This window comes from Streptomyces sp. BB1-1-1 (assembly GCF_031597775.1).
GTDB lineage: Bacteria > Actinomycetota > Actinomycetes > Streptomycetales > Streptomycetaceae > Streptomyces > Streptomyces thinghirensis.
The window spans coordinates 1040527-1053462 of the sequence record NZ_CP134203.1 but is presented as its reverse complement, the minus strand read 5'-3'; the positions used below and the strand labels follow the sequence as shown (position 1 = coordinate 1053462).

13 protein-coding genes and 1 tRNA gene are annotated in these 12936 nt (G+C 72.9%); 4 read left to right on the top strand and 10 right to left on the bottom strand.

All coding sequences use genetic code 11. The annotated features are described in order from the left end of the window. The first annotated feature begins 19 nt into the window (after positions 1–19). On the top strand, positions 20–793 hold the full coding sequence (locus RI578_RS04775; protein ID WP_310869884.1) for a cobalt-precorrin-6A reductase: 774 nt from the start codon (positions 20–22) through the stop codon (positions 791–793). On the opposite strand, the gene RI578_RS04770 is transcribed toward RI578_RS04775, so the two are convergent. From RI578_RS04770 to RI578_RS04760, 3 genes are all read right to left on the bottom strand, one after another. Beyond that, positions 777–2852, bottom strand: a complete 2076-nt coding sequence (locus RI578_RS04770) for an MDR family MFS transporter (RefSeq protein WP_310869883.1) — start codon at positions 2850–2852, stop codon at positions 777–779. The two genes, RI578_RS04775 and RI578_RS04770, sit on opposite strands and share 17 nt — an antisense overlap. An 89-nt stretch (positions 2853–2941) precedes the next feature. Continuing rightward, positions 2942–3715, bottom strand: coding sequence for a precorrin-6A synthase (deacetylating) (gene cobF / locus RI578_RS04765; protein WP_310869882.1), 774 nt, complete (start codon positions 3713–3715; stop codon positions 2942–2944). A 48-nt stretch (positions 3716–3763) separates the two neighbouring features. Continuing rightward, complete coding sequence (locus RI578_RS04760) at positions 3764–4303, bottom strand: DUF309 domain-containing protein (protein WP_310869881.1); 540 nt, start codon at positions 4301–4303, stop codon at positions 3764–3766. A gap of 98 nt (positions 4304–4401) precedes the next feature. Here RI578_RS04760 and RI578_RS04755 point away from each other — a divergent pair. Beyond that, a tRNA-Pro gene (locus RI578_RS04755) sits at positions 4402–4475 on the top strand. Positions 4476–4563: 88 nt separating this feature from the next. Here RI578_RS04755 and RI578_RS04750 read toward each other — a convergent pair. After that, a complete protein-coding gene (locus RI578_RS04750; protein WP_310869880.1) occupies positions 4564–4986 on the bottom strand; it encodes an ankyrin repeat domain-containing protein in 423 nt (140 codons plus the stop codon). Further along, entirely contained in the window at positions 4983–5426 is a 444-nt protein-coding gene (locus RI578_RS04745) for a MarR family transcriptional regulator (RefSeq protein WP_310869879.1), read from the bottom strand. The genes RI578_RS04750 and RI578_RS04745 overlap by 4 nt, the downstream gene beginning before the upstream one ends. 184 nt (positions 5427–5610) lie before the next feature. On the opposite strand from RI578_RS04745, the gene RI578_RS04740 reads away from it, so the two are divergent. Then, entirely contained in the window at positions 5611–6288 is a 678-nt protein-coding gene (locus RI578_RS04740) for an NUDIX domain-containing protein (RefSeq protein WP_310869878.1), read from the top strand. Between the two features lie 86 nt (positions 6289–6374). After that, the gene (locus RI578_RS04735) at positions 6375–7361 is read left to right on the top strand and encodes an aldo/keto reductase (RefSeq protein ID WP_310869877.1); all 987 of its coding nucleotides are present in this window, start codon (positions 6375–6377) and stop codon (positions 7359–7361) included. On the opposite strand, the gene RI578_RS04730 is transcribed toward RI578_RS04735, so the two are convergent. The 5 genes from RI578_RS04730 to iolC are packed head-to-tail and all read right to left on the bottom strand — an operon-like array spanning position 7358 to position 12843. Then, on the bottom strand, positions 7358–8143 hold the full coding sequence (locus tag RI578_RS04730; protein ID WP_310869876.1) for a GntR family transcriptional regulator: 786 nt from the start codon (positions 8141–8143) through the stop codon (positions 7358–7360). The genes RI578_RS04735 and RI578_RS04730 overlap by 4 nt on opposite strands. A gap of 49 nt (positions 8144–8192) precedes the next feature. Beyond that, positions 8193–10067: a 3D-(3,5/4)-trihydroxycyclohexane-1,2-dione acylhydrolase (decyclizing) gene (gene iolD, locus RI578_RS04725; protein WP_310869875.1), complete on the bottom strand. Its 1875-nt coding sequence runs from the start codon at positions 10065–10067 to the stop codon at positions 8193–8195. Then, entirely contained in the window at positions 10064–10957 is an 894-nt protein-coding gene (iolB, locus tag RI578_RS04720) for a 5-deoxy-glucuronate isomerase (protein ID WP_310869874.1), read from the bottom strand. Before iolB ends, iolD begins: the two co-directional genes overlap by 4 nt. Before the next feature lie 22 nt (positions 10958–10979). Then, positions 10980–11867: a deoxyribose-phosphate aldolase gene (locus RI578_RS04715; RefSeq protein WP_310869873.1), complete on the bottom strand. Its 888-nt coding sequence runs from the start codon at positions 11865–11867 to the stop codon at positions 10980–10982. Between the two features lie 13 nt (positions 11868–11880). Continuing rightward, complete coding sequence (gene iolC, locus RI578_RS04710) at positions 11881–12843, bottom strand: 5-dehydro-2-deoxygluconokinase (RefSeq protein ID WP_310869872.1); 963 nt, start codon at positions 12841–12843, stop codon at positions 11881–11883. Positions 12844–12936: the final 93 nt, after the last annotated feature.

Sequence of the window (12936 nt, the reverse complement as noted above, 5' to 3'; positions counted from 1 at the left end):
GGACCGTAGTCTCGACGCCATGTCCCGCCTGACCCCGTCCCCGCACGTGCTGATCCTCGGCGGCACCACCGAGGCCCGCCGCCTGGCCGCCGATCTGGCGGCGCGATCCGGCGTCCGCGTCACCACCTCCCTCGCGGGACGCGTGACCCGGCCGGGCTCCCTCGCCGGGGAGGTGCGGACCGGCGGCTTCGGCGGACCCGAGGGGCTGGCCGCCTGGCTGCGCGAGCAGCACGTGGACGCCCTCGTCGACGCGACCCACCCGTTCGCCGAGACGATCACGGCGAACGCGGTCCGCGCCGCGGCGGCCACCGGCACCCCCGCGGTGGTCCTGCGCCGCCCCGGCTGGCAGGCCGGACCAGGCGACCGCTGGCATTCGGCCGCCTCCCTCGCCGAGGCGGCCGACCTGCTGCCGGGCCTCGGCCGCCGCGTCTTCCTGACCACCGGCCGACTGGGCCTGGCGGCCTTCGCGCACCTGTCCGACCACCACTTCGTCGCCCGCTCGGTGGAGCCCCCCGAGCCACCCCTCCCAGCGGACACACGCGTGCTGCTGGCCCGCGGCCCGTTCACCGAGGCCGACGAGAGGGTCCTGCTGCGCGAGCACCGCATCGACGTACTGGTGACCAAGGACAGCGGGGGAGCGGCCACCGCGGCCAAACTCACGGCGGCCCGCGAGCTGGCTCTCCCGGTGGTGGTCGTCCGCAGGCCTCCGCTGCCGCGGGGCGCGGACGTGGTGCCCGACGTGCCGGCGGTCCTGGAGCGGCTGGAGCGGCTGGGGCTCAGCGGACCGCCGTGACCGGCTGCCGCACGCGCTCCGGCAGACCGCTGCTCAGGTCCTCGACCAGCAGACGCTTGGCGATCGAGTCGACCGCGGCACGCAAGTCCGTGTCCGAGGGCCGGCCGATGTCCTGCTCCACCCGGTCCTCCAGCCATGCCGACCAGGCCCGGCCGATGACCAGGGCCTCACGGGCACCGGCGTCGGTGTGGGAGAGCAGGGAGCCGTGGCGGGTCAGGAAACCCTCCTCGACCATGCGGTCGAAGACCGGCAGCAGCACCTCCGGCGGCAGCCGGCGGCGAGCCGCGATCAGGCCGAGGCTGGCGTGCCCGACCAGCCGCGTGAACAGGTCGACCTGCATGACCGCCCAGGCACCGGCGACGTCGAGCCGGGTGTCGCTGTCCGCGATGATCCGGCGCGCGGTGTCCAGCTCCGTACTGCCGATGATCTTTCCGACGGAGGCCTCCAGCGCCCGCCTGTTGTCGGCGTCGTGCGGTGAGGCGAAGCCCTCGCCCATGTCGGTGGAGCCCAGCCGGGCGCTGTCGCGCAGCTGGACCTGCTTGAGGAACAGCGCGACGAGGAAGCCCAGCGCCGCGACCGGGACCGTCCACAGGAAAACGGTCTGGATGGTGTCCGTGTACGCGCCGACGATGGGCACCGACGCGTCCGGCGGCAGCCGGTGCACACCCTCCGGACTGGTCGCCGCCCTGCTGATCGCGGCCGGATCGGCGGCGCCGGTCCCCACGGCGGCGGACACGCCGTCCCGCAGGTTGGGGCCGAGCGCGTTGGCGTAGATGGTGCCGAAGACGGCGGTGCCGAAGGAACTGCCCAGCGTGCGGAAGAAGGTGACGCCGGAGGTCGCGGTGCCGAGGTCGGCGTAGTCGACGGTGTTCTGCACCGCGATGGTCAGCACCTGCATGGACAGGCCGATGCCCGTGCCGAGCACGAACATGTACAGCGACTCCAGCCAGGCGCCCGTGGACGGCCCCATGAGCGACATCAGATACAGGCCGACGCCCATCACCAGGGTGCCCACGATCGGGAACAGCCGGTACCGTCCGGTCTTGCTGACCACGCTCCCGCTGAAGACCGACGCGATCAGCAGCCCGGCCACCATCGGCAGCGTGCGGACGCCCGAGACGGTGGCCGAGTCGCCGTCGACGTACTGCAGGTAGGTCGGCAGATACGTCAGCGCGCCGAGCATCGCGAAGCCGACGATGAAGCTGAGGATGGAGCAGACCGTGAACACCGGGTTGGAGAACAGCCGCATCGGCAGCATCGGTTCGGCCGCCCGGGTCTCCACCCAGCCGAACAGCCCGAGTGCGATCAGCCCGCCCGCGAACAGGCCGATGATCACGGCCGAGCCCCACGCGTACTGGTTTCCGCCCCAGCTCGTCGCCAGGATCAGCGCGCTCGCGCCGACCGCGACCAGCGCGATGCCCAGGTAGTCGATGACGGGCCGGGCGGCCGACTTCACCACCGGGATGGTGCGCGCGGCGGCGATGACGACGACGATCGCGATGGGCACGTTGACGTAGAAGGCCCAGCGCCAGGACAGGTGGTCGGTGAACAACCCGCCCAGCAGCGGGCCGATGACCGTCGCCACCCCGAACACCGCGCCGATGGCGCCCTGGTACTTGCCGCGCTCCCGCAGCGGGATGACGTCCGCGATCAGCGCCATCGACGTGACCATCAGGCCGCCCGCGCCGATGCCCTGCATCGCCCGCCAGATGATCAGCAGCGGCATGCTGGTGGCCAGCCCGCACAGGAACGAGCCCGTGATGAACACGATCGCCGAGACCTGGAAGACGACCTTGCGGCCGAACATGTCGCCGAACTTGCCGACCAGCACCGTGGCCACGGTCTCGGCGAGCAGGTACGAGGTCACCACCCACGACATGTGCTCGCCGCCGCCCAGATCCGACACGATCGTCGGCAGCGCGGTGCCGACGATTGTCTGGTCGAGGGCCGCGAGGAGCATGCCCAGCATGATCGTGACGAAGACGACGTTGCGGCGGCGCTTGTCGAGCACGGGCGGCTGGGCGGTGGCGTTCCGTGGGGTTTCCTCGGCGGCTGTCACACGGTCACGATCACACCGGTGCACCGGCCACGCATGCGGGGACGGTCCGCCCGGGTGCGGCCCTCGGGGTGGCCGGCCGGTCGGTCCGGCTAGCCGTCGCCCGGGTTGCGCCGCAGCAGATACGTGTCCATGATCCAGCCCTTGCGTTCCCGCGCCTCGGCGCGCAGCCGCTCGATGCGGGGCGCGGCCTCGGCGATCGGGCCGGAGGCGAGGATCTCGTCCGGGGTGCCTATGTAGGCGCCCCAGTAGATGTCGATGTCCTGGTCCGCGTACCGCCGGAAGGCCTGGTGGGCGTCGAGCATCACCACGACGTCGTCCACCCCTTCCGGGAAGCCCTCGGCGAGCCGCCGCCCGGTGGTGATCTGCACCGGCCGCGCCACCCGGTTCAGCCCGGTCCGGTGCCGGGCGACGAGTGAGGAGACGCTGCTGATGCCCGGCACGACGTCGTACTCGAAGGCCACCGCGCCGCGCTCCAGGATCTCCTCCAGGATGCCCAGCGTGCTGTCGTAGAGCGCCGGGTCGCCCCACACCAGGAAGGCACCGCTCTCGTCCTCGCCCAGCTCCTCGGCGATCAGCCGCTCGTAGATGCCGGCGCGGGCACTGCGCCAGTCCCCGACGGCGGGGGAGTACGCCGTGCCGCCCGCGCTCCGGTCCCGCTCCGGGTCGCGCGCCTCGACGACCCGGTACGTCCCCTCCGGTATGTGCGTCTCCAGCATGTCCCGGCGCAGCCGCACCAGGTCGGCCTTCACCTCGCCCTTGTCCAGGACGAAGAACACGTCCGTGCCGCGCAGCGCCCTCACCGCCTGCAGGGTGAGCTGGTCGGGGTCGCCCGCGCCGATACCGATCACATGAATCTTCCGCACGCCACGAGTCTGCCGTACGCCACTGACAACGCCCCGGCCGGGCTGCCCTCAGCCCCGCAGCCGAGGTGCCCGCGCCCCCGCGTCCACGGTCGCGCCGCCCTCCACGTCCTCCGCCAGCTCCCGGGCCCAGCCGGCGACCCGGTCCAGGTCCATCCCGTACGGCCGTCCCCGCCCGGACGTCGAAGCCGCCCACGCGGTCACCGCCCCGGCCCCGCGCCGCAGCAGCCTGGCCCCGCCGGTGACGTTGCCGCGGGCCGCGTGCGTGAGTCCCACGGCCAGCTGGGCCATCCCCCGCCACAGCTCCCGCTCCTCCTCGGGGCCCGACTTCCAGGCGTCCTCGAACACCTCGTGCGCGTGGAACGGCCGCCCCGCGTCCAGCAGCCGCTGCGCCTCGGCGACCGTCTCCTCGGGGGCCCGTACGACGCCTTCCGGCTGGCGGGGGACGCCGTCCGTGCCGTACGGCAAGGGGCGGCCGAGGCCGTCCCGGGGCCGGGCGTTGCGCGCCCGGCCCTCCTCGTCGCGGTCCCGCGCGTCCGCCGGCCGGTTCGAGGCTGTGCTGTCCATGGGGCTGTCGGCAGGGCTGTCCATGGGACCGATTGTCCCGCCCGTGCCCGCTTAGGCGTGGTCCGGGGTGTGAGGTAAAGTTCTGTCCGCGTGATCGCGCGGTTCGCCGCGTGTGAGCGGACCGGGACGTGGCGCAGCTTGGTAGCGCACTTGACTGGGGGTCAAGGGGTCGCAGGTTCAAATCCTGTCGTCCCGACGGTGTGAAGGGCCTTCACGGGCGAGAATCCGTGGAGGCCCTTTTCTGTGCCGCTCCGTGCCGCGGGGTGCCGCCCTTCCCGCCGTGGTCACGAGCGCGGGCGTGCCCCCGCCGCGACGAGCAGGTCCACCGTCTCCGGATACGGCCCCTTCGAGGCCCAGTCGAGCGGTGCCCAGCCCGTGCCGTGGTCCTCCCGGAGGTTCGGGTCGGCGCCGTGTTCGAGGAGTGCGCGTACGGCCTCGGTGTGGCCCCAGCAGGCGGCCCCGCACAGCGGGGTGCCCTCCGAGCCGATCCCGCTCTCCGTGTCGGGCGAGGCGCCGGCCGCCAGCAGCACGCGGACGATGTCGGCGGCGCCGTTCACGGAGGCCTGGTACAGCGGTGTGGTGCCCGCGGCGTCGGCCGTCTCGGCCGGCGCTCCGGCTCGCAGTACCGCTCTCACCAGCGCGATGTCGCCGACCAGCGTCGCGTCGACGAGGCGCCGGGACAGCTTCTTGTGCCGTCGCCTGTTCACGGGGCCTCCACGACCGGCGGCTCGCCGCGCGGCAGGGTCAGGGCGGTCCGCAGTGCCGTGGCCTGCGCGACGCCGATGCGGTCGGCCAGCACGCCCTCGATGACGTCGAGGGTCGCCTGGGCGCGTCGGTGGACGCGGGTGCCCTCCGTGGTGATGCGGATCAGGCGGTTGCGTGCCGAGGAGGGGTCCGGCACCTGTTCCAGCAGACCCAGGGTGAGCAGCCCGTGCACGGCCTGGTGGGCGGTCTGACGGGTGACGCCGAGGCGGCGGGCGAGCTCGGCGACCGTGGTGCCCTCCGGGTCCAGGAGGGCGAAGATCTGTCCCTGGGCGCTGCTCAGCGGCTGTTCGCCGGCTGCCCGCATGCTCGCCGTCAGCGCTTCGTCGAGCCAGCGCTTGGCCCCGGCCAGCAGCAGGGGCAGGTTCTGTACGGTTTCCGTCATGTCTCCTCGGGTTCCTCCGGCTCCGAGCATACGGGCAGCCTCGCCAGGCGTTCGGGTCGGTCCGCGGGGCGCCGTCCGGCTTTTCGTCACTACTTCGTGCGCGGCCGGACCAGGTGGTAGAAGCGGGCATGACCAACTCGCCCCACCCCACGCCGCCGAAGCGACCGAGTCCGGACGGCCGCCGATGACCGCCGGCATCGACACCCCGGACCGCCGGGGCCGCACCGGACTCGACCGGGCCGGCCGGGACCTGACCGGCAACCCCCGGGTGAAGGTCCGGGACGTACGGCTCCTCTCCAGCCACTGGTACGTCGAACGCACCACGACCTTCGACTTCCGGCGAGCCGACGGCACCTGGAGCACCCAGGAGCGCGAGACCCACGACCGCGGCAACGGCGCCACCGTCCTGCTCTACGACACGGAACGCGAAACCGTGCTGCTCACCCGCCAGTTCCGCCTCCCCGTCTACGTCAACGGCCATCCCGACGGCATGCTGATCGAGACCCCCGGCGGGCTGCTCGACGACGAGGACGAGCACCCCGAGGTCGCCGTGCGGCGCGAGGTCGTCGAGGAGACCGGGCACACCGTCGGAGAGGTCCGGCACGTCTTCGACGTCTACATGAGCCCCGGCTCGGTCACCGAACGCGTCAGCTTCTACGCCGCCGCCTACGGTCCCGCCACCCGCACCCACCAGGGCGGCGGCCTGGACGAGGAGGGCGAGGACATCGAGACCCTCGAACTGCCCTTCCGCCGGGCCCTGGAGATGATCCGCACCGGCGAGATCGCCGACGCGAAGACCATCATGCTGCTGCAGTGGGCGGCGCTGGAAGGCCCCTTCGCCCGCCCTGCCGGAAAGGGCTGACGCCGAAGCCGCTTGACTTGAAGCGCACTTCAAACTGAAGACTCCCTCTCGTGCCCGGACGACCGGGTACGAAGGGGAGGAACTCCATGAAGTACCGCACTCTCGGCACCGACCCGGCCCACCGCCGTGAGGTGAGCGTGCTCGCGCTCGGCGCGATGCTGTTCGGCTCGCTGACCGACGAGAAGACCTCCTTGGCCGTCCTCGACCGCTACGTCGAGGCCGGCGGGAACTTCATCGACACGTCCGACAACTACGCCTTCTGGACGGACGGCGGCCAGGGCGGCCAGAGTGAGGAACTCCTCGGCCGCTGGCGGCGCAGCCGCGGTATCGGCGACGAGATCGTCATCGCCACCAAGCTCGGCGCCCGCCCCCTGGCCCCCGGCACCAGCTACACCGACAACCCCGAGGGTCTGTCGGCCAAGGTGATCCGCGAGGCCGCGGACCGCAGCCGGGAGCGGCTCGGCGTCGACAAGCTGGACCTGCTGTACGCGCACATCGACGACCACACCGTGCCGCAGCGCGAGACCGTCGAGGCGTTCGGTGAGCTGGGGACGGAGGGCACGGTCGGACTGCTCGGCGTCAGCAACCAGGCGATATGGCGGGTGGAGCGGGCCCGCGCCCTCGCCGCCGCGGCCGCACTGCCCGGCTACGAGGTGCTCCAGTACCAGCACAGCCACCTGCGCCCCCGCTTCGACGTGCCCGGCGACTTCTCCCCGGACGGCAGCCTCGGCCACGCCGGCCCGGAACTGCTCGGCTACCTGCGGTCCGAGCCCGCCCTGACCCTGGTCGCCTACTCACCCCTCCTGGCCGGCGCCTACGACCGCGACGACAAGCCGCTGCCCCCGGACTACGACCACCCGGGCACCCCGGCCCGGCTCGCGGTGCTCCGCGACATCGCCCGGGAGACCGGCGCCACCGTGGGCCAGGTCGTCCTGGCCTGGCAGATCGGCGCCGAACTGCCGATCGTCCCGCTCGCCGGAGCGTCGTCGGTGGCCCAACTGGAGGCGAACCTGGCGGCCGTGGACCTGGACCTCACCCCGGAGCAGCGGACCCGACTGGACACGGTCCACTAACTCCTGACCAGCAGCTGGAAGTCGAACGCGTACCGGGACGCGCGGTATATGTGCGTCCCGTACTCGACCGGGCGCCCGGTGTCGTCGTACGCCGTGCGCTGCATGGTCAGCAGTGCGGCGCCCTCCTCCTCGTCCAGGCGGTCCGCCTCCTCGCGGGTGGCCGAGCGGGCGCCCACGGTCTGGCGGGCGCTGTGCAGGGTGATGCCGGACGCGCGCATCATCCGGTACAGGCCGGTCGACTCCAGCCGGGCGTCGTCGAGGTCCAGCAGCGTCGCCGGCAGGTAGTTGCACAGCAGCGCCACCGGCTGGCCGTGGGTGAGGCGCAGCCGCTCCAGGACGGTGACCTCGCCGCCCTCCGCGACGCCGAGGGCCGCCGCCACGTCGGCCGGGGCGGGCACTCCCTCGTTGCGCACCACCCGCGTGGTGGGTCCCTGCCCGGCCGCCTCCAGGTCGTCGTAGAGACTGCTCAGCTCCAGGGGACGTTTGACCTGGCTGTGCACCACCTGCGTGCCGACCCCGCGCCGTCGGACCAGCAGCCCCTTGTCGACCAGGGACTGGATGGCCTGACGGACGGTCGGCCGGGACAGGCCGAGGCGCACGGAGAGGTCCACCTCGTTGCCCAGCAGGTTCCCCGGGGCGAGGACGCCCTGTTCGATCGCCGCCTCCAACTGCTGGGCCAGCTGGTAGTACAGCGGCACCGGACTGCCCCGGTCCAGGGCGAAGTCCAGGGTGCTGAGCGCGGGGGCGGTCACGGCACGTGCGGGGACGCCGGTCTTCGCCATGGACGTACCTCCCTTGGATAGGTGACGGAGCGTCATGGAGGACGGTTCGTCAGAGGTGACGGCGGCGGTCGGCGACGGCGCGTTCGTACTCCGCGCGGGCGCCGGTGGCGGCCTCGCGGGCGGACACCTCGGCCACCGGCACGTCCCACCAGGCGGCGGCCGGGGGAGCGGCCTGCGGCGCCGGGTCGGTCTCCACGTACACGCATGTCGGACGGTCCGCCGAGCGGGCCGTCCGCAGGGCCTCGCGCAGTTCCCCCACCGTCTTGGCGCGCAGTACGTCCATGCCGAGGCTGGCCGCGTTGGCGGCGAGGTCGACGGGGAGCGGGGCGCCGGTGAAGGTGCCGTCGGCGGCGCGGTGGCGGTAGTCGGTGCCGAAGCGCTCGGCGCCGACCGACTCGGACAGGCCGCCGATGGAGGCGTAGCCGTGGTTCTGGACCAGGACCAGCTTGACCGGCAGGTTCTCCTGGACGGCGGTGACGATCTCCGTCGGGTTCATCAGGTACGTGCCGTCGCCGACCAGCGCCCACACCGGCGTGCCGGGCGCGGCCTGCTGGACGCCGAGCGCGGCCGGGATCTCGTAACCCATGCAGGAGTAGCCGTACTCCAGGTGGTACTGGCGCGGCGAGCGGGCCCGCCAGAGTTTGTGCAGGTCGCCGGGGAGCGAGCCGGCCGCGTTGATCACCACGTCCTCGTCGCCGACGACCGCGTCCAGCGCGCCCAGCACCTGCGTCTGGGTCGGCACGGTGCTGTCGTCGTCGGCGCGGTAGGCCGCCTCCACCGCCTCGTCCCAGCGGGCCCTGCCGGCGCGGTACTCGGCCTCGTACGCCGCGTCCACCCGGTGGCCGGACAGCGCATCCGTCAGCGCCGTGAGCCCCGTCCGGGCGTCGCAGACCAGGGTGCGGGCGGCGAGCTTGTGGGCGTCGAAGGCGGTGATGTTGAGGTTCAGGAAGCGGACGTCCGGGTGCTGGAAGAGGGTGCCGGAGGCCGTGGTGAAGTCCGAGTAGCGGGTGCCGACCCCGATCACCAGGTCCGCTGTGCGGGCGAGGTCGTCGCTGGCGGCGGTGCCGGTGTGGCCGATGCCGCCCAGGTCGGCCGGGTGGTCGTGGCGCAGCGCGCCCTTGCCCGCCTGGGTGGAGGCGACCGGGATACCGGTGGCGTCCACCAGGGCTACGAGGGCCTCCTCCGCCTCGCTGTGGTGGATGCCGCCGCCCGCGACGATCAGCGGGCGCCCGGCGGCCCGGATCGCCCGGACCGCCTCGGTCAGCTCCACCGGGTCGGGCGCCGGACGCCGTACCCGCCAGACCCGGTCGGCGAAGAACTCCTCCGGCCAGTCGTACGCCTCCGCCTGCACGTCCTGGGGCAGCGCGAGGGTGACCGCGCCGGTCTCGGCCGGGTCGGTGAGCACGCGCATTGCCTGGAGGGCGGAGGCGACGAGGGCCTCGGGGCGGGTGACGCGGTCGAAGTAGCGGGAGACGGGGCGCAGGGTGTCGTTGACGGAGACGTCGGCCTCGATCGGGTGCTCCAGTTGCTGGAGCACCGGGTCGGCGGCGTGCGAGGCGAAGTAGTCGCCGGGCAGGAGCAGGACCGGCAGGCGGTTGACGGTGGCGAGGGCGGCGCCGGTGACCAGGTTGGTGGCGCCGGGGCCGATGGACGTCGTCACCGCCTGCGCGGACAGGCGGTTCAGCTGGCGGGCGTGGCCGACGGCGGCGTGCACCATCGCCTGTTCGCTGCGTCCCTGGTGGTACGGCATGACGTCGGCGTACTCGACGAGGGCCTGGCCGAGGCCGGCCACGTTGCCGTGGCCGAAGATGCCCCAGGTGCCCGCGATCAGGCGGTGCCGTACACCGTCGCGTTCGCTGTACTGGGCGGCCAGGAAGCGCACCAGGGCCTGGGCGGTCGTCAGTCGGCGGGTGGCGGCGCTCATGCGGACCTCTCCGGTGCGGTGTAGAGGGGGAGTCGGGGGTCGACCGGCTGGTCCGCCCAGGTGTCGCGGACCCAGGCGTGGTCGGGGTGGTCGCAGATCAGCCAGGCGCGTTCGGCCTCCGGGCCGGCCATGACGTTGAGGTAGTACATGTGGTGGCCGGGGGCGGCCATCGACGGTCCGTGCCAGCCGTCGGGGATGAGGACCACGTCGCCGTCGCGGACCTCGGCCAGCACGTCCGTGCCCTGCCCCCGGCCGGACGGGGAGACCCGCTGGTAGCCGAGGCCGGGGGTGCCTTCGTGGTCCGCGAACTCGAAGTAGTAGATCTCCTCCAGTACCGACTCCTCGCCGGGGCGGTGCTCGTCGTGCTTGTGCGGCGGGAAGGAGGACCAGTTGCCGCCCGGGGTGATGACCTCGACCGCGATGAGACTGTCGCACTCGAACACCCCGGCCGCACCGAAGTTGTTGACCTGCCGGGAGCAGTTCCCCGTGCCCCTCAGCTCCACCGGAACCGACGACGCCGGGCCGTAGCGGCTGGGCAGGCGGCGGGTGCAGCGGGCGCCGGTGAGGGCGAAGCGGCCACCGCCGGTGGAGGTCACGGTCGTGCGGGCGTCGCGCGGTACGTACGCGAAGTCGCTGACGCCGCTGAACACGTCGGCGCGGCCGGTGAGTTCGAAGGTGTCCCGGCCGAAGTCGTCGGCGGTGGCGACCGTGCAGCCGCCGCTGAGCGGGAGGACGATCCACTCGCTGCCGCCGCTGTCGAAGGTGTGGGTGCCGCCGGGCGGCAGTTCGAGTACGCGCAGGGCCGAGTGGCCCCAGCCGGCTTTCTCGGGCGTCACGTCCACGGCGTAGGCGCCGCTCGCCGTCTTGCCCGCCGGAAGGTGGTACGTCATCTCCTCGTCCTCTCCTGGTAGGTCACAGCAGTCCGACGGCCGTGTCCACCGCCTGTTCCACGCTGCCCTCGGCCGGGTAGAGCAGCGAGCGGCCGACGACCATGCCCTGCACGGTGGGCAGCCTGAGTGCCTTGCGCCAGCGTTCGTAGGCGGCGACCTGGTCCGCGGGGGAGCCCCCTATGTCACCGCCGAGCAGGACGGCGGGCAGTGTCGAGGTCTCCAGGACCTCGCCCATGTCGTCCGGGTCGTGGGTGACGGGCAGCTTCAGCCAGGTGTAGGCGGAGGTGCCGCCGAGGCCCGAGGCGATGGCGACGGACCGGGTGACCGCGTCGGCGGACAGGTCGTTGCGGACCCGCCCCTCGACGCGGCGCGAGATGAACGGCTCCACGAAGACGGGCAGTTCCCGCTCGGCCATGGCGTCGACCGCGCGCGCCGTGGACTCCAGGGTGGCCAGCGAACCGGGGTCGTCGTAGTCGATGCGCAGCAGCAGTTTGCCCGCGTCGAAGCGCAGGCGGGCGATGTCCTCGGCGCGGTGACCGGTGAAGCGGTCGTCCATCTCGAAGGCGGCGCCCGCGAGGCCGCCGCGGTTCATCGAGCCCATGACGACCTTGTTCTCCAGCGCCCCGAGCAGCAGCAGGTCCTCCAGCACGTCGGCGGTGGCGAGCACCCCGTCGACGCCGGGCCGGGACAGCGCGGTGCACAGGCGCTCCAGCAGGTCGGCCCGGTTGGCCATGGCGAGCCGGCGGTCGCCCACGCCGAGCGCTCCGCGCGCCGGATGGTCGGCGGCCACGATCATCAGGCGGCCGGAGCCGCCGATCAGCGGGCGGCGTACCCGGCGGGCCGCCGCCTCGGCGATCGCCTCCGGGTGCCGGGCTCTGACCGCGGTGAGGTCGGGGATGCTGAGGGACAAGACGAAGCTCCGTTCAGGGAGTGGCTCGCGCGAGGAGGTCGTCGACCTCGGCCTCGGTGGGCATCGCGGAGGAGCAGGCGAGACGGGAGGCGACGAGGGCGCCGGCCGCGTTGGCGTACCGCATGGTCCGCTCCAGCTCCCAGCCGGAGAGCAGACCGTGGCAGAGCGAGCCGCCGAACGCGTCGCCCGCGCCGAGGCCGTTGACGACCTCGACCGGCACCGGCGGAACCTCGGCGCTCCGGCCGTCGCGGTGCACGGCGAGGACGCCCTTCGGGCCCTGTTTGACGACGGCCAGCTCCACACCGGCCGCCAGGAGCGCCTCGGCGCAGGCGTGCGGCTCGCGTACGCCCGTGGCGATCTCGCACTCGTCGAGGTTGCCGACCGCGACGGTCGCGTGCCGCAGCGCCTCGGTGTAGTACGGGCGGGCCTGGTCGGGGTCGGCCCAGAACATCGGGCGCCAGTCCAGGTCGAAGACCGTGGTGCCGGCCTTGGCGCGGTGGGCGAGGGCGGCCAGGGTCGCCGTACGGCTCGGCTCCTCGCTGAGCCCGGTGCCGGTGATCCAGAAGATGGCGGCCGCCCGGATCGCGTCGAGGTCCAGCTCCTCCGGGTGGATCTCGAGGTCGGGGGCCTTGGGACGGCGGTAGAAGTACAGCGGGAAGTCGTCCGGCGGGAAGATCTCGCAGAAGGTGACGGGCGTCGGGTACGCGGCGACCGGGGCGACCCAGCGGTCGTCGACACCGAACTCCTCGAGCGCCTGGTGCAGATATCCGCCGAACGGGTCGTCGCCCGTGCGGGTGACGACGGCCGTGCGGCGGCCGAGACGCGCGGCGGCGACGGCCACGTTGGCGGCCGAACCGCCGAGAAACTTGCCGAAGGTCTCAACCTCCGCCAGGGGTACGCCCGTCTGCAAGGGATAGAGATCGACCCCGATGCGGCCCATCGTGATCAGATCGAAACGCGGGACTGACTCGGCCATGTGCGACGCTCCTCGGGCTGGGCGGGGGCCTGCCGCCTCCCAGGTGTATGACTCCGAGGCGACCGTGTCAATACTTTGTACTTACATTCGGAC